A 22,981-nucleotide genomic window follows, 5' to 3' on the forward strand; every position below is an offset into this window, starting at 1 on the left:
CATGATGCTCTACAACAGGCCGAACCGTGACCTAGATAGTAGCGGGAGTGGACGCTGGCCTACCCTGCGTGCAAGATGCCGGCAGATGCGGAACTGCCCATGACGAAGAAAACTGATCGCACCCCAATCCGTTGGCTCGTGCTCGCCTTGGCGGCGGCTTCGCTATGCCTTGGCGCTCTTGCGCCGGTGCATGTCGCCGAAGCCCAGGAGCAGCGCTATCAGCGCCGTTCGATCCTCGATTTTTTCCTCGGCCGACGCTATCTCGACGATGCGCCGCAAGCCCCTGATGTCCAGCAGCCGAGGCGCCAGCAGCGCAAGCGCCCACCGCCACCGAAGGCCGTGGTCAATACCCGCACCGCGCCACCCTTGCGGACCGTCGAAGAGGAGCCGGCGGTGCAGAAGCTCGGTGACGCCCGAACGATCCTGATCGTCGGCGATTTCCTGGCCAGCGGCCTCGGCGACGGCCTCACCGCCGCCTTCGAGACCTCGCCAGGCGTCGTCGTCGAAGCCCGCGGCAACGTCTCCTCAGGCCTTGTCCGCGACGATTATTACGACTGGCCGGAACAGCTGCCGAAGATGATCGACGAGCTGAAGCCGGCAATGGTCGTTGTCATGATCGGCGCCAACGACCGCCAGCAGATGGTGACCGACACCGCCAAGGAGAAATTCCGCACCGATGGCTGGTTCACCGAATACCGCCGCCGTGTCCTTTCTTTCGGCAAGGAGGTCACCGGCCGCAAGATCCCGCTGCTTTGGGTCGGCCTTCCTGCCTTCGAATCCGATTCGATGACGGCCGATGCCGTCCAGATGAACCAGCTCTACCGCAACCAGGTCGAAAGCATCGGCGGCGAATTCGTCGATATCTGGGATGGTTTCGTCGACGAAAACGGCAACTTCATCGTCACCGGCTCGGATGTGAACGGCCAGCAGGTACGCCTGCGCACTTCTGATGGCATCAATCTTACCCAGGCCGGCCGGCGCAAACTTGCCTTCTATGTGGAAAAACCGGCCCGGCGCCTTCTCGGCACGCAGGCAAGCCCCGATCTGGTCCGCCTCGACTCCAGCAATCTGCCCGGTCTCGGCCTTCCCGACAATCCGGTCGAACATACCGTGCCGATCAGCCTCTCCGATCCCGATCTCGATGGCGGCGCCGAGCTTCTCGGCGCCAGGCCGCCGCCTATGGCTTTGACGCGGTCGCCGCGCGACCTCCTGGTCGAGCAGGGCGAAATGACGCCCGCACCTCCCGGCCGCGTCGATGATTACCGCCTGCCTGTGGCAAAGGCGCCGGCCGAAGTCTCGGTCAAATAAAAGAGACCGCGCGAGGCGGCCCTCCGCTTCGTCCCGTCTACTTCGCCGTCGCCTGCGGCCAGCTCAGATAATAGTAGTTCTGTCCGATCAGGCCGAAGAAGGCGTTGCTGTCGTTCGTCTGGTCGACATAGCTGCCGTTTTCCTTGACGAAGGCGCCGTCGGAGCCGCGCTCCAGATGCGCATCGAGGAAGTCGCTCCAGCCGCTGACATCAATCTCCTTGCCGGCCTTGCTCTCAGTGTCCGCCTCATCGGGATCATCGACATCCCAGGCGTTGACCGACACACCCTGCGTCGGATCGGTGATGGTGAGCGTGCCCGCTTCCAGGGCAGCCAGCATGTCGTGCGCCTTGCCGCTCTCGCCTTCGGCCGCAGCCGCATCCTGCAGCTGCTGCTTCAGCATCGACATGAAGGAGGCGCTGGTTACGTCGGCGCTATCACCCGTCGTGTCGGACTCATCAGACGTGTCGCTCTGGGCCGAAAGCGTGTCGAGCAGCCCGGAAAGGGCCTGGTTGGAAAGAAGCGAGGCAGAACTCGGATCGAGCCCGTAGCTGCTCAGAATGCTGGCGGCCGACGAACTCTGCGTGTCCTGCGAGCTGTCGTCGGAGCCGCGGAGGTTTTTCAGAGCATATTGGGCCGAAACCAGCCGCGTGCTGTCAAGTGCGGAAACCATTGGAAATGTCCTTGTCGATCATTCGCGGTCTCACGCCGCGGCCGATGGTGAAATGCGTTACGGCCAAAACGGCGGGGCATCTCCGCTTCGGTCGCCGCCGGCTCCTCCTGAGCCCGCGTCCGGCGAAAAATCTCGCTTCCAGGCATTGCCTGAGGCTTGCGGCGCACAGCCTCCGCGTCAAGCCGTCGCACTACAGCGCGGCGCACCATGAAAAAACTCCGCCGGAGGGGCGGAGTTCGTGGTCTTCGGGAAGGTGTGCGGCCGACGGTCAGTTCGGCAGAACGGTCGAACCCATCAATTCCTCGTCGATGGCGCGCGCTGCCTGGCGGCCTTCACGGATCGCCCAGACCACCAGCGACTGGCCGCGGCGCACGTCACCCGCCGTCCAGAACTTGTCGACCGAAGTCTTGTAGTCGCGATCGTTGGCGACGACGTTGGTCGAGCCGCGCTTGTCGGTGTTGAGCGTCAGCTTGCCCTCCAGCTCCTTCAGCACGCTGCCGGTGAACGGCCCGCGGAAACCGATGGCGATGAAGGCGAGATCGGCCCGGATGACGAATTCCGTACCTGGAACCGGCCGCCGGCGTTCGTCGACCTCGCAGCACTTGACGCCGGTGAGCACACCGTCTTCGCCGACAAATTCAAGAGTCGCCACCTGGAATTCACGGACGGCACCCTCGGCCTGTGAGGAGGAGGTTCGCATCTTCGTCGCCCAGAAGGGCCAGACGGCAAGCTTGTCTTCCTTCTCCGGCGGCTGCGGCCGAATGTCGAGCTGTGTGACCTTGACGGCTCCCTGGCGGAAGGCCGTGCCGACGCAGTCCGAAGCCGTATCGCCGCCGCCGACGACGACGATATGTTTGGCGCCGGCAAGGATCGGGTCCGACGGCCAGCCGACGCTGTCGATGTTCTCCCGCCCGACGCGGCGGTTTTGCTGCACCAGATAGGGCATCGCATCATGCACGCCCGCAAGGTCGGTGCCCGGAATGCCCGCCTCACGCGGCGTCTCGGAGCCGCCGCAGTAAAGAACGGCGTCGTGATCGGCAAGCAACTGCTCGACCTTGACGTCGACGCCGACATTGACGCCGCAATGGAAGGTGACGCCCTCGCCCTTCATCTGTTCGACGCGGCGGTCGATGAAGTTCTTCTCCATCTTGAAATCGGGAATGCCGTAGCGCAGCAGGCCGCCCGGCTTGGTCTCGCGCTCATAGAGATGCACCTCATGGCCGGCGCGGCCGAGCTGCTGGGCAGCCGCCATGCCGGCGGGGCCGGAGCCGATGACGGCGACCTTCTTGCCGGTATGGACCGTCGCCGGCTGCGGCCGGATGAAGCCGAGCTCATAGGCCTTGTCGGCGATCGCCTGTTCGACCGTCTTGATGGCAACCGGCGCATCCTCGAGATTCAACGTGCAGGCTTCCTCGCAGGGCGCCGGGCAGACGCGACCGGTAAACTCGGGGAAGTTGTTGGTGGAATGCAGGTTCTGGATCGCCGCTTCCCAGTTGTTGTTGTAGACGAGGTCGTTCCAATCGGGAATCTGGTTGTGAACAGGGCAACCGGTCGGGCCGTGGCAATAGGGGATGCCACAGTCCATGCAGCGCGCGGCCTGTTTCTGCACTTCCGGGTCCGACATCGGGATCGTGAACTCGCGGAAATGGCGGATACGATCCGACGCCGGCTGGTATTTCGCCACCTGCCGGTCGATTTCCAGAAACCCTGTTACCTTACCCATGTTTTCGTCCCTTACCCTCATGACCGCCTCACCGCAGCCAATCTGTCTATCGTCAGTCCCGGTACCCGGGGCAAGTTGCTTGTCTTGACCGTCATTGGACCATATCCCCTGCAAGACATCCGTGCGATCTGAACAGCCTTCGCCGTCGGTATGATCGTCACGGGTCATTGAGATATTTTCGTCATCCGTCACCTGCAGTCAGCTGGTGACGGATGTCCCGGTGCAATTCATTCTGCGGCGATGCCCATCCGGCTGCGCTCCATTTCCTCGAGCGCCCGACGGTATTCGACCGGCATGACCTTGCGGAACTTCGGACGGTAGTCGGCCCAGTTGTCGAGGATCTGCGTGGCGCGGGCCGAGCCCGTATAGTGCAGATGGTTGGAGATCAGTTGGTAGAGGCGCTCCTCGTCATGGCGCGTCATGTCGCCAGAGACGTCGACGCGTCCCTTGTGCATGAGGTCACCACCGTGATGATGCAGCTTCTCCAGCATGTCGTCCTCCTCGGGCACCGGCTCGAGCTCGACCATCGCCATGTTGCAGCGGCTGGCGAAATCGCCGGTCTCATCGAGCACGTAGGCGACACCGCCGGACATGCCGGCCGCGAAGTTGCGGCCCGTGGCGCCAAGCACGACGACAACGCCACCGGTCATGTATTCGCAGCCATGGTCGCCGACACCCTCGACGATGGCGATCGCGCCCGAATTGCGCACGGCGAAACGTTCGCCTGCCACACCGCGGAAATAGCATTCGCCCTCGGTCGCACCATAAAGCACGGTGTTGCCGACGATGATCGAGTCCTCGGCCACGATCCTCGAATTCTCCGGCGGCCGGATGATGATCTTGCCGCCTGAAAGGCCCTTGCCGACATAGTCGTTGCCGTCGCCGATCAGGTTGAAAGTGACGCCGCGCGCCAGGAAGGCGCCGAAGCTCTGCCCCGCCGTGCCGCGAAGCGTCACATTGATCGTGTCTTCCTTCAGTCCGCGATGGCGGAAGCGCTTGGCGACCTCGCCGGAAAGCATTGCTCCCGCCGACCGGTCGACGTTCTTGATGCCGACCTCGAAGGCGACGGGCGTCTTGGCCGTCAGTGCCGGCTGCGCCTGCTCGATCAGCACGCGGTCGAGAATGTCGTCGATCGGGTGCTTCTGCCGGCTCGTCCAGAAGGTCTCTTCCTTGGGAGCGTCGACCTTGTGGAAGATACGGCTGAAATCGAGGCCCTTCGCCTTCCAGTGGTTCAGCATCTCGTCCTTCTCCAGAAGCTCCGAGGCGCCGATGATCTCGTCAAGCCGGGTGAACCCGAGTGAGGCGAGGATTTCGCGCACTTCGTTGGCGACGAAGAAGAAATAGTTGATGACGTGCTCCGGCGCGCCCTTGAAGCGCTTGCGCAGCACCGGATCCTGGGTCGCCACACCCACCGGACAGGTGTTGAGATGGCACTTGCGCATCATGATGCAGCCGGCGGCAATCAGCGGCGCGGTGGCAAAGCCGAACTCGTCGGCTCCAAGCAGCGCCCCGATAATGACGTCGCGGCCGGTCTTCAGCCCGCCGTCCACCTGCAGGGCGACGCGCGAGCGCAGCCCGTTCAGCACCAGCGTCTGCTGGGTTTCGGCAAGTCCGATTTCCCAAGGGCTGCCAGCATGTTTGAGCGACGTCAGCGGCGACGCACCCGTGCCGCCGTCGAAGCCGGCGACCGTGATGTGGTCGGCGCGTGCCTTGGCCACACCGGCGGCAACCGTGCCGACGCCGACTTCAGAGACGAGCTTGACCGAAACATCGGCGGTCGGGTTGACGTTCTTCAGATCGTAGATCAGCTGCGCCAGATCTTCGATGGAATAGATGTCGTGGTGCGGCGGCGGCGAAATCAGGCCGACACCCGGTGTCGAATGGCGGGTCTTGGCAACGGTCGCGTCAACCTTATGGCCCGGCAGCTGACCGCCTTCGCCAGGCTTGGCGCCTTGCGCCACCTTGATCTGCAGCACGTCGGCATTGACGAGATATTCGGTGGTCACCCCGAAGCGGCCCGACGCGATCTGCTTGATCGCCGAACGTTCCGGGTTCATCGAACCATCGGCCAGCGGCATGTAGCGGTCGGATTCCTCGCCGCCCTCGCCGGTGTTCGACTTGCCGCCGATCCGGTTCATGGCGATCGCCAGTGTCGTATGCGCCTCCCTGGAGATCGAGCCGAAGGACATCGCCCCCGTCGAGAAACGCCTGACGATATCGGCCGCCGGCTCGACCTCGTCGATCGATATCGGCTTGCGGCCAATCGCCTCGGCGCTCTTCATCTTGAAGAGCCCGCGGATCGTGTTCATGCGCAGCGCCGAATTGTTCACCATATCGGCGAATTCGCGGTAGCGATCCTCGGCATTGCCGCGCACGGCATGCTGAAGGGCGGCGACCGCATCCGGCGTCCAGGCATGGCTTTCGCCGCGCATGCGGTAGGCATATTCGCCGCCGATGTCGAGCGTCGTGGCAAGAAGCGGATCGGTGCCGAAGGCAGCGTTATGGCGAGCGACGGTTTCCGCGGCGATCGCCTCGAGGCCGACGCCTTCGATCATCGTCGCGGTTCCGAAGAAATACTTGTCGATCAGTTCCGACTGCAGGCCGATCGCATCGAAGATCTGCGCGCCGCAATAGGACTGGTAGGTCGAGATGCCCATCTTCGACATGACCTTGAGGATGCCTTTGCCGACTGCCTTGATGTAGCGGTAGACAACTTCGGAAGCATCCACTTCCTTCGGGAATTCGCCCTTGGCATGCATGTCGAGCAGCGTGTCGAAGGCGAGATAGGGGTTGATCGCCTCGGCGCCGTAGCCGGCGAGCAGGCAGAAATGATGGACCTCGCGCGGTTCGCCGGTCTCGACAACGAGACCGACCGAGGTGCGAAGCCCCTTGCGGATCAGGTGATGGTGCACGGCAGCCGTCGCCAGCAGTGCCGGAATGGCGATCCGGTCCGGCCCGATCTGACGATCGGAGAGCACGATGATGTTGTAGCCGCCCTTGACCGCCGCTTCCGCGCGCTCGCAGAGCCGGTCGAGCATCTCGGGCATGCCTTCGGCGCCACGCTCGATATCATAGGTGAAATCGAGCGTCTTGGTGTCGAAACGATCTTCCGTATGGCCGATCGAACGGATCTTCTCGAGATCGCCATTGGTCAGGATCGGCTGGCGAACCTCGAGCCGCTTGGCGTTCGCCGCGCCCTCGTGGTCGAGAATATTCGGCCGCGGCCCGATGAAGGAAACCAGGCTCATGACCAGTTCCTCGCGGATCGGGTCGATCGGCGGATTGGTCACCTGCGCGAAGTTCTGCTTGAAATAGGTGTAGAGCAGCTTCGGCTTTTCCGACATCGCCGAGATCGGCGTATCCGTGCCCATCGAGCCAATCGCCTCCTGGCCCGTCGTCGCCATCGGCGACATCAGGATGCGTGTATCCTCGAGCGTGTAGCCGAAGGCCTGCTGGCGGTCGAGCAGCGACACGTCGCGGCGCAGCGCCCGCGGCTCCACCGGCTTCAGGTCTTCGAGGATGAGCTGGGTGCGGTTGAGCCAGCTGCGATAGGGATGCGCCGTCGCAAGCTGCGACTTCACCTCGTCGTCGGAGATGATGCGGCCTTCTTCCATGTCGATCAGCAGCATCTTGCCCGGCTGCAGGCGCCACTTCTGGATGATCTTCTCCTCCGGAACCGGCAACACGCCGGCTTCGGACGCCATGATGACGCGGTCGTCATCGGTGACGAGGTAGCGCGCCGGCCGCAAGCCGTTGCGGTCGAGCGTCGCGCCGATCTGCTTGCCGTCGGTGAAGGCAACGGCAGCCGGCCCATCCCAGGGCTCCATCAGCGCCGCATGATATTCGTAGAAGGCCTTGCGTTCTGCGGCCATCGACTGATTGCCGGCCCAGGCCTCCGGGATCAGCATCATCACGGCATGCGCCATCGAATAACCGCCGCGCACCAGGAATTCGAGTGCGTTGTCGAAGCAGGCCGTGTCTGACTGCCCCTCGTAGGAGATCGGCCAGAGCTTGGAGATGTCCTCGCCGAACAGCGGCGAGGAGACCGATGCCTGGCGCGCCGCCATCCAGTTGACGTTGCCGCGCAGCGTGTTGATCTCGCCGTTATGGGCGACCATGCGGTAAGGATGCGCGAGCTTCCACGACGGGAAGGTGTTGGTCGAGAAGCGCTGGTGCACCAGGGCGACCGCGCTTTCGAAGCGCGGATCCGACAGGTCCTTGTAATAGACGCCGACCTGATAGGCCAGGAACATGCCCTTGTAGACCACCGTCGCCGACGACAGCGACACCGGATAGAAATTGCTCTCCTCGCCGTCGAACTCGTCATAGATGCGGTTGGAGATGACCTTGCGCAGCGTGAACAGCCGACGCTCGAACTCGTCGTTGTTTTCGGCATCCTCGCCGGCGCCGATGAAGACCTGCACATGATGCGGCTCGGTTGCGGCAATGGCCGGCGCCTTGGAGAGCGAGGAATTGTCGACGGGCACGTCGCGGAAGCCGATGAAGACCTGACCTTCCTCGGTGATGACGTCCTTGATCACCTTCTTGAAGTGCTCGATCTGCTTTTCATCGCGCGGCATGAAGATATGGCCGACGCCATATTCGCCGACCGGCGGCAGGGTGATGCCCTGCTCGGCCATCTCCTCGCGGAAGAAACGGTCGGGGATCTGCACCAGGATGCCGGCGCCGTCACCCATCAGCGGATCGGCGCCGACGGCGCCGCGATGCGTCAGGTTTTCAAGGATGAAAAGGCCATCCTTGACGATCTGGTGTGACTTCTGGCCCTTCATATGCGCGACGAAGCCGACGCCGCAGGCATCATGTTCGTTGCGCGGATCGTAGAGGCCCTGTTTCTTCGGCAGGCCGGAGGCGGATTTGGACATATTGGCCGTCGCGCGCAGCTCTGCAGCAGCAAACCGGTCAACTTCCATGGATGGCGTCTTCGTCATCATCTTTCCTCCTGTCGAAGCCCGCGGGGCCGCGGGCGGCTTTTCGTCCCGCGCCGCAACCCGAAGATAGGTTCGGCGCATGACAGCGCTGTTGCATTGTGAAGATCGGCCGCAGACATCTGCTTTAAAGGAAAGCAAACCGTCGCGTTCCGCGCCTGCCATTCGCCTCCGCGCGCCGCCCTTGAGGCTTGACGCTCGGAAGAACTATAGCGTGAAAGCCGTTCTGTTCCAGGGCTTTCGGCGCCTCTTCGGTCATAAAGGCCAAAATAGGACAGCAACACTGTCCTAATTCATCAGTTCTATGCCAGAAAGCATTCGGCTCTGCAAGAGCGCTCCGTCAAAAAACGTCAATTTGCGACGGAAGATTGCCTGGGTAGCGGCCATGACGAAAGAAAATTACGTTGTGCCGTATCATTTTGTTTATTAATTGCGTAGTTCAATTTCCGTGATGTGTCGCGGGCGACAACCTTGATCCTGTGAAGCTTTGGCGTAATGTCCGCTGCGGACTTGCCACCCCCTTCCTTTCTCACGGTTTCCCCACATGTTCTTTGCTTCCGATAACTGGGCCGGCGCCCACAAATCCATTGCCGAACGTCTGCTGACGGAATCGACCGGCTTTGCCGCCGCCTATGGCGCCGGCGATCTCGACAGAAAGGTCGAAGCCCGTTTTTCCGAGATCTTCGAGCGTGAGGTTTCGATCTTCTTCGTCGCTACCGGCACGGCCGCCAACTCGCTGTCGCTGGCAAGCGTCCAGCGCCCCGGCGGCATCACCTTCTGCCATTCGGAAGCCCATGTGATCGAGGATGAATGCGGTGCACCGGAATTTTTCTCCGGTGCCGCCCGTCTCGTTGCCGTTGACGGCGAAGCCGGCAAGATCGACCCGGCAAAACTTTCGGCAAAGATCGCAAGCTTTCCCGAGGACGCCGTCCATCACGGCCGCGCCAGCGCCGTGACCATCACCCAGGCGACCGAGATCGGCACCGTCTATTCCCTGCCGGAGATCGGCGAGATCGCCGCCATATCAAGGAAGCGCAATCTGCCGCTCCACATGGATGGCGCCCGCTTCGCCAACGCCCTGGTCGCACTCGGCGCCACCCCGGCCGAAATGACCTGGAGGCGCGGCGTCGACATGCTGTCCTTCGGCGGCACCAAGAACGGCTGCTGGTGTGCCGAAGCGATCATCATCTTCAATCCGGATCAAGCCCGGGAAATGCCGTTCATCCGCAAGCGCGCCGCCCAGCTTTTCTCCAAATCGCGTTTCATCGCCGCCCAGTTCGATGCCTATTTCGAAGACGGTCTCTGGCTCGATCTCGCCCGTCATTCGAACGGCATGGCCGACAGGCTGCGCGCCGGCATCGGCACGAGCAACTCGGCTCGCCTGGCCTGGCCGACCGCATCCAACGAAGTCTTTGCTGTGGTCAGCAAAAGTGCCGCAAAAATTGCGGAGGAAAAGGGGGCCAAATTTTACGAGTGGCCGGTCCCGGCGGCAACGCCCGAACTCGTTTCCGAAAGCGAAACCCTGATCCGCCTCGTCACCAGCTTCGCGACCACCGAAGCGGATGTCGATGGCTTCTTGAAGTGCCTGGCCGCCTGATCGCCTGCCGGAAAGGCCTGCCGGCCCGGCAGGCCTTTCGGTGACGGGCAAGGATTCACGCCGACCTCAGTCCCCTCACCTTTTGCAGAATATCCTCCGACAGTGCTGAAACCAGTGCCTGGTCCGCTCCCTTACGCGGCACCAGCACGAATTCCACGTCCTCCAGCACCGGAAGTTTTCCCGCAGCGATCTCCTTCAGGCCCGATGGTGCCATGCTGCGCGGCTGCACCAGCACGCCCATCCCGGCTCGCGCCGCTGCCGTCAACCCGCTCAGGCTGCCGCAGGTGCAGACGATCCGCCACGGCACCCCGTTTCGCCCGAGCGCTTCGAGCGCGATCACCCGTGTGACGCTCGGCGGCGGAAAGGCGATCAGCGGCAGAGGCCCTGAGGCGAGCACGCGCTCGGGATCGCGCGCCAGCCAGACGAGCGGCTCGCGATAGACGAGTTTTCCGCGCGCATCGCCGAGCCGACGCTTGGCGAGCACCAGATCGATCTCGCCATTGTCCTGCATCTCGTAAAGCACACCGGAAAGCGCAACCGTCAGTTCCAGGTCGACCGATGGATGCGAACGCACGAAATCCTCCAGCACCGCCGGCAGCTGGCTGGTGACGAAATCCTCCGATACGCCGAGCCGCAGACTGCCGCGCAGGCTGTTGCTCTTAAACAGCGACTGCACCTGCCCCTCGATCGAAAGCATGGCGCGCGCATGCGACAGCAGTGCCTCGCCATCGCCGGTCAACATCACCTTATGGGTGTCGCGCGCCAGCAGCCTGCGCCCGAGCGCCGTCTCCAGCCGCTGGATGTGCTGGCTGACCGTCGACTGCCCGAGGCCGAGCCTTTCTGCGGCAAGCGTGAAACTGCCCATCTGCTCGACGGCGACGAAACTGCGCAATTGCGAAAGGTCCAGCATGATCCATATTCTCGATAACTGTTATTCCTTGCATCCTGGATCATAATGGACGACAGAACAATGACTGTTTTATCACGCCGCGAGATCGCCATGCGCCGCTTTCTGCCCGATACATTCACCATCCTGCTCGTCTGCACCGTCATCCTCGCGTCGCTGCTGCCGGCAAGCGGCACATTCGCGGATTATTTCGGTATCGCCACTGACCTTGCCATCGCGCTGCTGTTCTTCCTGCATGGCGCGCGCCTGTCGCGCGACGTCGTCATATCAGGCCTGCTGCACTGGCGCCTGCATCTCGTCATCCTGCTGACCACCTTCGGCATTTTCCCGCTGCTCGGCATGGCGCTCGGGCTGATCCCCGACACGATCCTGCCGCAGCCGCTTTATCTCGGCATCCTCTTCCTCTGCGTGCTGCCGTCGACGGTGCAGTCGTCGATTGCCTTCACCTCGATGGCGGGCGGCAACGTACCGGCCGCCATCTGCTCGGCCTCGGCATCCAACATTTTCGGCATGTTCCTGACACCGCTGCTCGTCGGCCTGCTGTTTTCCGTCGGCGGCCATGGCGGCTTCTCCTTCGATGCATTAGAGCAGATCCTGCTGCAGCTGCTTGCCCCCTTCATTGTCGGCCAGATCCTGCAGCCCTGGATCGGCGACTGGATCCGCGCCAAGAAGAAGATCCTGATGCCTGTCGACCGCGGCTCGATCCTGATGGTCGTCTATCTCGCCTTCAGCACGGCGGTCGTCGAGGGCCTGTGGCACACCTTTTCGATCGCCGATATCGCCGTCGTCATCGTCGCCGACATGGTTTTGCTGGCGATTGTCCTGGTGCTGACGATGTTCGGCAGCCGCTGGCTGGGCTTCAACAAGGCCGACGAGATCACCATCACCTTCTGCGGCTCGAAGAAGAGCCTCGCGAGCGGCGTACCGATGGCGAACGTCATCTTCGCCGGCCAGTCGATCGGCGCGATCGTGCTGCCGCTGATGCTGTTCCACCAGATCCAGCTGATGGTCTGCGCCGTCATCGCCCAGAAATACGCCGCCGCTGCGGCCCGCCGTGCAACGGACAAGGAAATCGACGAAGCCGCCAGCCCGGCATGAAGCATGTCGCGCAAAACTGTGCAGCGGTTTTGCGACAACGACATGCGTAAAAATAAGAGCTAAAGCGCGATGAGCGAATCTGAAAGATCGCGACGCGCTTCAAGCCGAAACAAAAAACGGCGCCCCATAGGAGCGCCGTTCATTTTATCCGATAAGGATCTGATTAGCCGTTGATGATCTGCGCTTCGATGGCTTTCGGAGCCTCGACCGGTTCTGCAGCAATCGTAATCTTGCGGGGCTTCATGGCCTCGGGAATATTTCGCAGAAGGTCGATGTGCAGCAGGCCGTTCTTCAGCGAAGCGGCGATCACCTCGACATGGTCGGCAAGCTGGAAGCGGCGCTCGAAGGCGCGCTTGGCAATGCCGCGGTAGAGGAATTCGCCGCTTTCGGCAGGTTCCTCGTTCTTTTCACCCTTCACGGACAGGACATGGGCATGGGCTTCGATCGAAAGTTCGGTCTCGTCGAAACCGGCAACCGCCATGGTGATGCGATAGGTGTTTTCACCGGTGCGCTCGATATTATAGGGCGGATAGGTCTGCGCCTGCTCCGGCTGGGCAAGGCTGTCGAGCATGGTGAAGAGCCGGTCGAAACCGACGGTCGAACGATAAAGGGGAGAGAAGTCTACGTGACGCATGATGTCCTCCTGTGGAAGCGACGTGTTGCGATGAAGTGCCCCTGAGACCCCATCTTTGGCGGCCTTGGGACGGTTGCGCGGGCCCTGTTCGGCACCCGCAGAAAGGAGATGGTGATGGGATTCGAGGAGTTCAAGACCTTTTCGGAATCGCCTTGATCAGCCCGTGAACCCCGCATGAACGACCGGTTCGGAGCGCGTTCAGGCACATTCGCCTAGAAATTTCCGCGTCGGGTGAATCTGGTCCCGATGGCTGAAGTGCATCCGTCCCTTCTTCTTCAGCCTCAACTTCGGCCGGCCGCGAGCACCCTCATGCTCCTGCCGGCCCTTTTCCTCCAGCCGGCCTTGCGAGCGCCACCGCTTTCCAATCCGGATGCCGTGCGCTATCCCTGAAGGCGAAGCAGTCAGCAGCGGCGCATTGGCAAAGTCATGGATCAGGTTCTCTATTCGACGCCCGACAATCCCGCCCCGGAAAACCGCACGGAGGGGTTCTTCGAAACCCATGACGGCCACCAGCTGCGTTACGCCGTCTTCCGCTCGAGCGCTCTGGTCGCCAAGGGCACGGTCGTCATCCTGCATGGCCGCAACGAATATATCGAGAAATATTTCGAGACGATCCGCGACCTGACGGCCAAAGGCCTCTGGGTCGCGACCTTCGATATGCGCGGCCAGGGCGGTTCGCCGCGGCTGCTGAAGAGCCGCAACCACGGCCACATTCGCCGCTTCGTCGATTACGAGCGTGATCTCGACACCTTCCTCGAAAGGGTGGTGTTGCCGGATACCCGCCTGCCCTTCTATCTGCTCGCGCATTCCACAGGCGGCCTGATTGCGCTGTCGGCCGCGCCCTATCTCACCACCCGTATCGATCGCATGGTGCTGTCGGCGCCCTTTATCGGCCTGACCGGCCAATCGGTCTCGCCTCGCGTCATCCGCGCTCTTGCAGGCACGCTGACGGCCCTCGGCCTTGGTTTTCTGCCGCTGACCTCGAAACTGAAGGAGCCGAACTTCAGCGACAATCCGCTGACCTCGGACGAACACCGGTTCGAGCGCAATGTTGCGATGATGAGGGCTCATCCGGAACTGACGCTCGGGCCGCCGACGGCCCGCTGGCTGATCGAGGCCTTTCGCACGATGGACCGGGTCACCTCGCCCTACCATCTCTTTTCCATCACCATCCCGACCATCGTCATCGCCCCGACGCGTGACGGTGTCGTGCCCTACACGGCGCAGGAGCGGCTTTCGCGTTATTTCCGCGCCGGCCAGCTGGTGCCGATCAACGGCGCCCGCCACGAGATCTTCCAGGAGCGCGATATCTACCGCGCTGCCGCCCTTGCGGCCTTCCACGCCTTCATTCCCGGCAGCGATGCCGAAGAAAACCAAGAAGTCGCCGCCCTCGGCACATGACCGGCCAGCATTGCTGACCGCGGAATCAGCACGGCGGGATCACCGCTGCAGAACGGCGATCGCCTGTTCGTAGACCGCCCGGCTGCCGGCGGCGATGATCGAGCCGCCGTTCTCAGGCCGTCCGCCGTCCCAGGTGGTGATGATGCCGCCTGCCCCCTCGATGACGGGAATGATGCCGCCGACGTCATAGGGTTTCAGACTGTTTTCGATGACGAGATCGATATGGCCGGCGGCAAGCAACGCATAGGCATAGCAGTCGCAGCCGTAGCGGAAGAGCCGCACCTGGCTCTCGATCTCGCGGTATTTCTCCATCTCCTCGCCGACAAAGAGATGCGGCGAGGTGGTGAACAGGATGGCGTTCGAAAGCGCATCACACTGGCGCGTCGCCAGCCGCCGCTCGCCCTCCGGCCCGGTATAGATCGAGCCGTTCTGGTCGGCGAAATAGCGCTCGCCGGTAAAGGGTTGCTCGATCATGCCCATGATCGCCCTGCCATCCCTCTGCAGGCCGATCAGCGTTCCCCACACCGGCACACCGGAGATGAAGGCACGCGTGCCGTCGATCGGATCGATCACCCAGACATATTCGCGGTCGAGCCCGACATTGCCATGTTCCTCGCCGAGAATGCCGTGGCCGGGGAAACTCTCCTCGATCAGCGCCCGGATGGCGAGTTCGGCCGCCCGGTCACCTTCCGTCACCGGATCGAAACCGGAGGAAAGCTTGTTCGTGACATCGAGGCCGGAGCGGAAGCGCGGCAGCGTCTCGGCTCGGGCGGCTTCCGCCAGGCGGTTGAAAAACGAACGGTCAGGAAACATGATGGATCCGTTTGGCTGGCGGGAGTGGCGCTTTTCATAGCGAAAAGCAATGGGAATGCAAACGCAGCAGGCAATTTGGCTCTAACTGCCCAAAGATATCGCAGCGCAATATATTGCTTGACATTTGTGCAATGCAATAGTAGCGTCTCCATACAGTCTTCTGACTGTAAATACCCTCCTTGGGTGTTTCCTCCCTAGACTTAGCCGCGCTCACAAGCGCGGTTTTTTTTGGCCGGGAAGACGAAGGCCAGACGTCAGCGACATCGAAAAAGAGATCTATTCGGCGGCCAGCGCCCGCTCACCGGCAAATTTCTCAACATATTCCGCCATCTGCTGCATGAAGTCCGTGACCGCATCAGCCACCGCAGCGAAATCCTCGCGTTTCTCCAGAGTCAGCTCATCGACGTAGATCGCCCGGTTCACCTCGATCTGCAGCGCGTGCAGTCCGCGCGAAGGCCGGCCGTAATGTTCGGTGATGAAGCCGCCGGCATAGGGTTTGTTGCGGATCGCAGCAAAACCCATTTCCTCCAGGATGGCGATGGCAGCGCGCGAAAGTTCGGCCGAAGCGCTGGTGCCGTAGCGATCACCGATGATGAAATCAGGTCGCGCAGTGCTGCCGGCGACGCGCACATTGCCGGGCATCGAGTGGCAGTCGATCAGCACGCCGAAGCCGAACTGCACATGCGTTCGCGCGATCAGCCGTCGAAGCGCCGCATGATAGGGCTTGTAGACCGCTTCGACGCGGTCGAGCCCCTCCTGCACCGGCAGGCGCCGCGCATAGATCTCCATGTTCTCGGCGACGATGCGCGGAATGGTGCCGAGCCCGCCGGCGACCCTGAGCGAATTGACATTGGCATAGGGCGGCAGCAACCCGTCGAACATCCGCGGATCGAGCTCATAAGGCTCGCGATTGACGTCGAGATAGGCGCGCGGAAAGTTGGCTGCCAGCAGCGGCGCGCCGAGTGCGACGGCCGAGCCGAAGAGCTCGTCGACATAGTGATCCTCGGAACGGCGGATGGCGATGCCCTCAAGCCTGGACTGAGCGATAAATTCCGGTGGATAAATGCGGCCGCTATGGGGGGAGTTGTAGACGAAAGGAATGGTCTGCGACACGGGCTCATGGACCTCAAAAAGCTCGTATTCGCGTATTTCCGGCACTTTCGGCCCTCTTTACCATGTCATGAACTGACTGCTTGGCCCATGTTGCCAGTTGCCCGGCCGCAAGTCCATACTATGTAGGAGGGATGGCGGTCACGCACAGACAATTCACCGGTTGTTTACCGGGTAAAGACTAGTGTAAACGGCTGGCAGCCCACCAAAAACCTATGGATCGCGGTCTGGATTGATGACTCAGAAGATACTTCTCGCCGAAGACGACAACGACATGCGCCGCTTCCTGGTGAAAGCGCTCGAAAAGGCCGGCTACAAGGTCCTTTCCTATGACAATGGCGCCAGCGCCTATGACCGGCTGCGCGAGGAGCCGTTTTCCCTGCTGCTGACCGATATCGTCATGCCCGAGATGGACGGCATCGAGCTGGCGCGACGCGCCACCGAGCTCGACCCCGACCTGAAGGTGATGTTCATCACCGGTTTTGCCGCCGTGGCGCTCAACCCTGATTCGAAGGCGCCGAAGGATGCCAAGGTCCTTTCGAAGCCTTTTCACCTGCGCGATCTCGTCGATGAGGTCAACAAGATGCTTGCCGCGTAAGGCTTGCCGGGCGGCGCGTCACAAAACTGAAAAAAGCCTATTGACGGCTCCGAAGGTTTTGTGATCTATGCGCCGCCATCGGATGGGCGTGTAGCTCAGCGGGAGAGCACTACGTTGACATCGTAGGGGTCACAGGTTCAATCCCTGTCACGCCCACCATTCGAATTCAAAGGCTTAGCGGTGATGGAAAATCCCGCTAAGCCTTTTCAGTAAGCAGCTAGTAAGCAAAAAATCGGGAACTTGAGGGTACGCCTCCTGCCTGTTCGAGAAGAGTTGCTACAGCCACCACCAGTCTCCGATTAGCGGTCAGAATTACTGACCGTCACCCCTTACCGACTCGGCCTTCGACCGTGAGAAATGTCGCGTGTTTCCGATGTGAAAAGCGGAATTGAACGAATTGACGCTCGGTCGGAAGCGAAACCCTACGCACAATCGCATCAAGAGGTTGTAAAACAGCTTCTGTGGCTTTGCTTCTCGCTTTACCCCTTGCTATAGAACAAAACAAGCACTGCGAAATGGGAGCAGCAGGTGGACGATTCTGTACTTCTACGCTTTTTGAACAACGGTCTGATCAATGTCGGAGGCGACGATACTAAACTAGCGAAACTCTCGCAGGCGGCAAACGACCTGGCAAGCGAACTGAAAAAGTCGCCGTCAAAAGCGCAGAGCTTTTCTCTTATCGCATTCGATCCCGAAGCTCCGGAAAACGATCCGATCGTCGTTGAGGCACTCGCCGCTCTCCAAGCACGCTGGACGACCTACCGCAACACTTTCTCTTCGACGCCAATCGCCGTCATCCGGGCGATGCTACTTGACGCTCTCGTGACTGCGGCTGAGGATGACGATCGAGTCGGCGTCTGTTTCGTCGCCTCCGCCCGCAACGCCCTGCCGCGTCTGCAGGCCGATAATGAGCGGGATATCTGGGCGGATGTTGTCAACCGCATCGAGGCGAAGGTCGATATCCGCGCCGAAGCGGAATGGGCGACGCCGGCATCCGTGACGATTGCACCGATGTCCTACGACCTGCCTAAGATCAAGGCGCTGAGTGTAACCGCTGGTACAACGGAGCGAGACCGGCTCCAGAACGAAATGATGGCCGCGGCGGGTCCTCAATATCACGACTCTCGAAGTGGAAACGCCCAAACCGGCGGAAATCAGTACTGGCCACAGGGTTCTCCAACGCAGTGGGTCAGTGATTTTGGACGACTATCGGCGGCTGCGGTTGCCGACGCCGTTGATGCTGCGATAGCGGAGATCGAGATTACGCAGCCAGATCTAAGCGGTCCCCTGAACCAGTTGGCAAAGCAAGTCTCAAGCTACGTCGACGACACGCTCAAGTCGGTAAGTGCGGCAACCGCGGGTCTACAGCGCCGTACCAGCCTGTTGTGGTGGAAAGAAGCCTTGTTTTCGCCTACTGCACGGAGAAGCTATCGAGCACTTCCGGTCAACGTGGCGGCTGCCCACATGGCGCTCGATCTCTTCAATGAGGTTCCGTTGTTCTCCCCCGCGAGCGTCGTCGCCTTCCTAAGTGAAACAGTCCGGCAGTTACCTGGAACTGAGCAGGGCAAAGACCGGATGATCCGCGAACTCGTTACCGAGGCGCAGGACGAGGCTAGCCTTGCGTCACTGAGGTCGGCTGCTGCCGATTTGGTAGGTGCTCCTGACGGACGCGGTCCGTTACTCGCCCTGATTGGCCATCCTGATCACGCTAGGGCACGCGCTGAAGACGCCTTCCAGATTTTGACAGGGGTTCCAGCGGACGCTCGTCTCGATCCTGTCGCATGGGCGTGCTGGATTTTCCGAGAACTGCAGGCTTCGAAGGCCGCTTCGGACAGCTCATCGGCGAAGCGTCGCTCAAAGAAGGGCTGACACATGGACAAGTGCACGCGGGAAACCTGCTTCGTCCCGGACACAGGCTGCGACCTTGGCCACACGAATCTTTCTAAGTGCCCCGTCTGGCATGGGACAATTCGAAATGATGCCCCTGCGGGCGACTTGTCTGATGAGGTCTTGCTTCCTTGGTCCGGCAGCGCTCTTGGTCTTGCCGACCTAGGCTTCGTCTCCGGTCGCGCGCGTCCCTTCGTCATTGGGATCGTCGGCGCACAGAACGCCGGGAAGACGACTTTGCTTGGCGCATGGTACCTACTTCTCGGGCGAGGCCTCGCCAATCTCGGCGGCCGCCGTTTCGCCGGCTCCTACTCTCTTTCCGGTTGGGAGGCCGTCGCCGGCGCTATGCGTTGGGCACCGGGACACCCGCCTCGCTTCCCACCGCATACTTCGAGCCGCAGCGGCCGCGCGCCTGGCATGCTACACCTCGCGCTTCGCGACGAGGATCAGGGGCGTCCCGTCGATTACCTGTTCACGGACGCGCCTGGCGAATGGTTCCAGAAATGGGCTGTCAACGCAGACTCCCAAGAGGGAATAGGAGCGCGCTGGGTGTCCGACCATGCTGATGCCTTCCTCGTGGTCGCGGATCGCGAAGCGCTATCAGGCGAAGCCATGGGATCAGCAAGAGGCTCGCTCCAGCTTCTTGCACGACGCCTCGGTTCCGAACTCCGGGAACGTCCTGTGGCTCTTGTCTGGACGAAGGCCGATGTCAAAATTGCGCCGGCGATGAGTACCGCCATACGGAAGGCCGTCTTCGACGTCATGCCCAGCGCCACAGAGTTCTCGGTCAGCGTGATCGACCAGAGTGAGGGCGACCCGGCACCCAGCGAGGGAACCGGCCTTGTGGATCTGCTTCGGTGGGCAGTGGACCTGCAGCGCCCGACCGTGAAGCTGCCGCCGCCGATGGCCACCTCTGAAGACCCCCTCTTCGTCTACGGCTCGAGGCGGTAATGACCCCCACTAGCTCATCCATCCTTCTCGTTGGCGAGAGCGGCGTGGGAAAGACCCACTACGGAGCTCAGCTCCTCCGCCGCCTAATGAAGGGCGACGACCTCCTACACATGGATGGCGCCGCCACCAACGTCGAACCGTTCGAGGCGGCGCTTGATAGCCTGAATGAAGGCCGCGCGGCTGGACATACCGCCACGGCGACCTACGTCGACAGCGTGTGGCCGGTCGCCGACGCCGAAGGTCATCGGGCTGAGCTCGTCTGGCCGGACTACGGCGGCGAGCAAATCAAGACCATTATTGAGACGCGCCGCGTGCCGTCCGCTTGGCAGACGCGCATCGAGACCGCGGGTGCATGGCTCTTGCTTATCCGTCTCCAGCAGACGCGGATCGGGGACGACATCTTTTCGAAGCCGCTCGGCGAGCTTGGCGGAATTTCCATGGATAGCAATGAGGTGCATCCGTCTGATCAGGCAAGATTGGTCGAACTCCTCCAAATGTTACTTTTCGCCGGCGGTCTCAGCGGCCTGACCGACAGGCTGCCCCGCCTCGGTGTCCTTTTAACATGTTGGGATGAGGCCGCATTTAAAGGCAGGCCCGAGGAGGCTCTCGACGCCAGACTTCCGCTCGTTTCGGCTTTCGTCCGTTCGGTATGGCAGACCCCACTTATTATGGGCCTATCGGCGCTGGAGAGACCCCTCAGCCCCACCGCACGCGACATGGACTACGTGGCACAAGGCCCAGAGCACTTTGGTTATGTGATCGCGCCAGACGGTACGCAATCCAACGACCTAACTGCGCCGATCCATGCGATGCTCGGCACCTTCGCTCCAAGGACGCCACCGCTGTGATTGTTCAACAGGCGATATACGGAGTCGTCCAAAGCGGACACGGCCTACGGACTTCAAGCGGAGACCGAAGGCTTGCAGCAGAGCTTGCCAACCGGCTTGACCTTCCCGACACCGCGCCACCGGGCGCGGAGTGGTCGCCCTACGTCTCCGGCTTCCCCCACCAGGACCTTTACGTACTCGCGAGGACCTTTCACGACACCTCGGCTAGCCGGGCCGGGATGGTTCTCACGCACGCGCTGTTCGTGCCACTGGACACGATCATCACGACGATCGACCTGCGCCGTTTCTTGGAACGCCTGATCACCTTGCCCGATCTCGCTCCCGCAGAAGCAATGCCACTCGAGATAGAGACAGGGGACGACATGTCACCTCCCAGTCCTGATCTCTCCGATGCTGCGGCCGCGCTTGTCACCCGCGGCGCTGGACCGGTAGTGCGGATCGGAACCTCGGGATTCGAGGAGCTCGTTACCGCACTTTGGGCACGGATGTGGCCCGCCCTGCGACGTCGCTTCTCCTTCCGCCTCAGCTTCGGTCCCGGCGACGTCGTCGAGAGCCCGGCTCCGACGATCGTCTGCACCCCCGCCTCGCTGATAGGCCGCTGGCAGCAGCACCGCATCGTTGGGCGAATGGGCGGCGCGAAACCTCACGCCGCTGCAGTAATCGACGGCTCAGAAGCCGGGGCGGCAATCCGCGCTTTCGCGAAGTGCATCGGAGCCGAACTCGCCACGTTCGAAGAGTTACCTCTGTTGGAGCAGGCTCATCGGATGGCGTCGACAAACGACGCCGGCATCTCACGGGTCCTCGCCGCCATCAGGCTTGTCGAGCGTCTCTCACCCGACGCAAGCCGTGGCGAGGATAACAAGCGCGAGCTCGTCAATCGGATCGTCGAAGCGCTCCCACGGGCGAAGCCATCCGACATCCTCGCACTACGCAATCTCTCTCTTATCGGCTTCCCCGCTGCCCGGAGCGTCTGGAAAGCTCTTGAGGCATGGGCAGGAAAATACGCGTTCCCTCCTTGCGAAGATGACGACGTCCTTCTCATCCTTCGCGACGCCCTTCTCGACTGTGACGCTCGCGCGGAGTGGCGGCATGCCTTGACGGAAGGGCTATATCAGTCCGCCCACAGCACTTCGGGCAGGTTCGCAATTGGCTTCTGGCGATGGGCGACGGTGGATCACGCGATTTCGGCTCCGCTCCTAGCGCTCGCCCAAGTGGACCGTGCCGTCGAGGGGCGACTCGTCGAAGCGGCCCCAGTGCAGCTAGACCCAAAGGCCGCCGACCCTGTCATCGGTTACGCGTCGAAGCACGAGCTCCTCTCTCTCCACTCGGTCACAGTCAGTGCGGGCTTGCCGCCGATCGAAGCCGCCCGACTCCAGTGCAAGCTTCAATCTAGCTCAGATCTCACCACCATGCGGCTCGCTCTGCGCCGCGCGAATCAAAACGAGATCATCGATTGCGCGGTCGAGATCGGAGACCAGCGGATAATGCGCATCGCTGGTGAGAAGGTCGCCGAGACACCTTCGCTGCTATCCGGCCTAGATCTTGCTGTGGCCGCGAACCGCTCGATTTGGGCGATCGCCCTTGAGATCAACCCTGCCGCGTGGCAAGGGCCGAAAGATCCGCGCGCTGCCTTTGAAGTGATTCTTCTTGACCTAATTGGCGGTCGCCCCGTGCCGATCTCGATCCTGGAACGCTTATCGGAGACGCCACTCGCCGACCTATCCTCTTTCGCTCGAAGACCAGAGCTGTGGCGTCATGTCGGGGGGCAGCTCCGCACCCGTCTGCTCGCAGCCACGGCTGACGCATGGTTCGAGCGTGCAGGCGAAGAGGCGCACGATCCCTACGTCGAGAGGGAACTGGAACAGCGAATTTTGAGCGATTCAAAGCTGGATTGCCTGCTCGCCCAGCTCGCAGATGGCGCGGTTCTGCCCGGTCTTCGCGTGATGGCCGTGCTCCCCGGCCTCGACGACGCTCTGTTCCGCCGCTGGGTCGGTTCCGCCGTGCGGAAGCACAATCCGCTTGTTCAGCAGGAAGCGGAACAGCTCGGTCAAAGTATCTTCGCACGCAGGCGGCGCGAGATCGTCGACGACCTCATATCCCTTCAGCGATCCGGCCGCAAAGACCTCAACCCCGCGCTGCGCGTTTGCCTCGACCTGATCGGCATGTGGGATCGATGGCTACTGGCTCTCTCGCCTATTACCAACGCTGACAAATGGGAGTCGTTTACTCAGCTAGCTGCTGATCTATACCCAAGCGGTCCAGACCACGAAAGTCTTTGGGAACGGGCTGGAGGCCGCGGCTCCGACCTGAGCCAAAGCGGCACCGGTATCTGGCGTTGGCGCGAAGCGGTACGCTCCATCCAACGCGGAAAGCCGCCTAGTATCAATCGGCTGATATGGGAGATGCGCCGAGACTACGAGGCCAATGGCCAGCTTCGCATTCTTGCTGACGATCCCCTCTTTAACGGGCCTTAACCTCAAACAACCCACA

General features: G+C 61.8%; 16 protein-coding genes and 1 tRNA gene. 10 read left to right on the top strand and 7 right to left on the bottom strand.

Going from position 1 to position 22,981, the window contains the following annotated elements; translation table 11 throughout:
- Positions 1-75 precede the first annotated feature (75 nt).
- Complete coding sequence (locus tag AB8B31_RS18035; RefSeq protein ID WP_018243534.1) at positions 76-1,308, top strand: SGNH/GDSL hydrolase family protein; 1,233 nt, start codon at positions 76-78, stop codon at positions 1,306-1,308.
- Between the two features lie 37 nt (positions 1,309-1,345).
- On the opposite strand, the gene AB8B31_RS18040 is transcribed toward AB8B31_RS18035, so the two are convergent.
- From AB8B31_RS18040 to gltB, 3 genes are all read right to left on the bottom strand, one after another.
- Entirely contained in the window at positions 1,346-1,978 is a 633-nt protein-coding gene (locus AB8B31_RS18040) for a hypothetical protein (protein ID WP_018243535.1), read from the bottom strand.
- Positions 1,979-2,246: 268 nt separating this feature from the next.
- On the bottom strand, positions 2,247-3,701 hold the full coding sequence (locus tag AB8B31_RS18045; protein WP_026188524.1) for a glutamate synthase subunit beta: 1,455 nt from the start codon (positions 3,699-3,701) through the stop codon (positions 2,247-2,249).
- Between the two features lie 227 nt (positions 3,702-3,928).
- Positions 3,929-8,653, bottom strand: coding sequence for a glutamate synthase large subunit (gene gltB, locus AB8B31_RS18050; RefSeq protein ID WP_020493408.1), 4,725 nt, complete (start codon positions 8,651-8,653; stop codon positions 3,929-3,931).
- A gap of 538 nt (positions 8,654-9,191) precedes the next feature.
- Between gltB and AB8B31_RS18055 the strand changes: the two genes are divergently transcribed.
- The gene (locus AB8B31_RS18055) at positions 9,192-10,244 is read left to right on the top strand and encodes a threonine aldolase family protein (RefSeq protein WP_018243538.1); all 1,053 of its coding nucleotides are present in this window, start codon (positions 9,192-9,194) and stop codon (positions 10,242-10,244) included.
- Between the two features lie 55 nt (positions 10,245-10,299).
- Here the strand turns inward: AB8B31_RS18055 and AB8B31_RS18060 are convergent, their stop codons facing one another.
- On the bottom strand, positions 10,300-11,154 hold the full coding sequence (locus AB8B31_RS18060) for a LysR substrate-binding domain-containing protein (protein WP_018243539.1): 855 nt from the start codon (positions 11,152-11,154) through the stop codon (positions 10,300-10,302).
- Between the two features lie 45 nt (positions 11,155-11,199).
- Here AB8B31_RS18060 and AB8B31_RS18065 point away from each other — a divergent pair, with 45 nt between their 5' ends.
- Positions 11,200-12,249 (top strand): bile acid:sodium symporter family protein, encoded by a 1,050-nt coding sequence (locus tag AB8B31_RS18065; protein ID WP_018243540.1) that lies wholly within the window; start codon positions 11,200-11,202, stop codon positions 12,247-12,249.
- A gap of 163 nt (positions 12,250-12,412) precedes the next feature.
- Here the strand turns inward: AB8B31_RS18065 and AB8B31_RS18070 are convergent, their stop codons facing one another.
- Entirely contained in the window at positions 12,413-12,883 is a 471-nt protein-coding gene (locus tag AB8B31_RS18070) for an Hsp20 family protein (RefSeq protein WP_018243541.1), read from the bottom strand.
- Positions 12,884-13,309: 426 nt separating this feature from the next.
- Between AB8B31_RS18070 and AB8B31_RS18075 the strand changes: the two genes are divergently transcribed.
- Complete coding sequence (locus tag AB8B31_RS18075) at positions 13,310-14,284, top strand: alpha/beta fold hydrolase (RefSeq protein WP_018243543.1); 975 nt, start codon at positions 13,310-13,312, stop codon at positions 14,282-14,284.
- Positions 14,285-14,323: 39 nt separating this feature from the next.
- On the opposite strand, the gene hisN is transcribed toward AB8B31_RS18075, so the two are convergent.
- Together hisN and AB8B31_RS18085 are read right to left on the bottom strand one after the other, a co-directional pair.
- On the bottom strand, positions 14,324-15,097 hold the full coding sequence (hisN, locus tag AB8B31_RS18080) for a histidinol-phosphatase (protein ID WP_018243544.1): 774 nt from the start codon (positions 15,095-15,097) through the stop codon (positions 14,324-14,326).
- A gap of 276 nt (positions 15,098-15,373) precedes the next feature.
- Positions 15,374-16,255: an N-formylglutamate amidohydrolase gene (locus tag AB8B31_RS18085; protein ID WP_011653502.1), complete on the bottom strand. Its 882-nt coding sequence runs from the start codon at positions 16,253-16,255 to the stop codon at positions 15,374-15,376.
- Positions 16,256-16,442: 187 nt separating this feature from the next.
- On the opposite strand from AB8B31_RS18085, the gene cpdR1 reads away from it, so the two are divergent.
- From cpdR1 to AB8B31_RS18115, 6 genes are all read left to right on the top strand, one after another.
- Positions 16,443-16,805 (top strand): response regulator CpdR1, encoded by a 363-nt coding sequence (gene cpdR1 / locus AB8B31_RS18090; RefSeq protein ID WP_003542883.1) that lies wholly within the window; start codon positions 16,443-16,445, stop codon positions 16,803-16,805.
- Between the two features lie 84 nt (positions 16,806-16,889).
- Positions 16,890-16,964, top strand: a tRNA-Val gene (locus AB8B31_RS18095).
- A gap of 369 nt (positions 16,965-17,333) precedes the next feature.
- A complete protein-coding gene (locus AB8B31_RS18100; RefSeq protein WP_439007481.1) occupies positions 17,334-18,674 on the top strand; it encodes a GTPase-associated system all-helical protein GASH in 1,341 nt (446 codons plus the stop codon).
- A gap of 141 nt (positions 18,675-18,815) precedes the next feature.
- A complete protein-coding gene (locus tag AB8B31_RS18105) occupies positions 18,816-19,643 on the top strand; it encodes a TRAFAC clade GTPase domain-containing protein (RefSeq protein ID WP_439007482.1) in 828 nt (275 codons plus the stop codon).
- On the top strand, positions 19,643-20,491 hold the full coding sequence (locus AB8B31_RS18110) for a hypothetical protein (protein WP_131703025.1): 849 nt from the start codon (positions 19,643-19,645) through the stop codon (positions 20,489-20,491). The genes AB8B31_RS18105 and AB8B31_RS18110 overlap by 1 nt, the downstream gene beginning before the upstream one ends.
- Entirely contained in the window at positions 20,488-22,965 is a 2,478-nt protein-coding gene (locus AB8B31_RS18115; RefSeq protein ID WP_131703024.1) for a GAP1-N1 domain-containing protein, read from the top strand. The genes AB8B31_RS18110 and AB8B31_RS18115 overlap by 4 nt, the downstream gene beginning before the upstream one ends.
- Positions 22,966-22,981 lie beyond the last annotated feature (16 nt).

It is taken from the genome of Rhizobium sp. 62_C5_N11_2 (genome assembly GCF_051811185.1).
GTDB lineage: Bacteria > Pseudomonadota > Alphaproteobacteria > Rhizobiales > Rhizobiaceae > Rhizobium > Rhizobium leguminosarum.

Bases quoted from the DNA above. Each gene is read 5' to 3' on its own strand.
- AB8B31_RS18045 (WP_026188524.1), bottom strand. From the start codon at position 3,701: ATGGGTAAGGTAACAGGGTTTCTGGAAATCGACCGGCAGGTGGCGAAA.
- AB8B31_RS18035 (WP_018243534.1), top strand. From the start codon at position 76: ATGCCGGCAGATGCGGAACTGCCCATGACGAAGAAAACTGATCGCACC.
- AB8B31_RS18110 (WP_131703025.1), top strand. From the start codon at position 19,643: ATGACCCCCACTAGCTCATCCATCCTTCTCGTTGGCGAGAGCGGCGTG.
- AB8B31_RS18055 (WP_018243538.1), top strand. From the start codon at position 9,192: ATGTTCTTTGCTTCCGATAACTGGGCCGGCGCCCACAAATCCATTGCC.
- cpdR1 (WP_003542883.1), top strand. From the start codon at position 16,443: ATGACTCAGAAGATACTTCTCGCCGAAGACGACAACGACATGCGCCGC.
- AB8B31_RS18075 (WP_018243543.1), top strand. From the start codon at position 13,310: ATGGATCAGGTTCTCTATTCGACGCCCGACAATCCCGCCCCGGAAAAC.
- AB8B31_RS18065 (WP_018243540.1), top strand. From the start codon at position 11,200: ATGGACGACAGAACAATGACTGTTTTATCACGCCGCGAGATCGCCATG.
- gltB (WP_020493408.1), bottom strand. From the start codon at position 8,653: ATGATGACGAAGACGCCATCCATGGAAGTTGACCGGTTTGCTGCTGCA.
- hisN (WP_018243544.1), bottom strand. From the start codon at position 15,097: ATGTTTCCTGACCGTTCGTTTTTCAACCGCCTGGCGGAAGCCGCCCGA.
- AB8B31_RS18060 (WP_018243539.1), bottom strand. From the start codon at position 11,154: ATGCTGGACCTTTCGCAATTGCGCAGTTTCGTCGCCGTCGAGCAGATG.
- AB8B31_RS18070 (WP_018243541.1), bottom strand. From the start codon at position 12,883: ATGCGTCACGTAGACTTCTCTCCCCTTTATCGTTCGACCGTCGGTTTC.
- AB8B31_RS18040 (WP_018243535.1), bottom strand. From the start codon at position 1,978: ATGGTTTCCGCACTTGACAGCACGCGGCTGGTTTCGGCCCAATATGCT.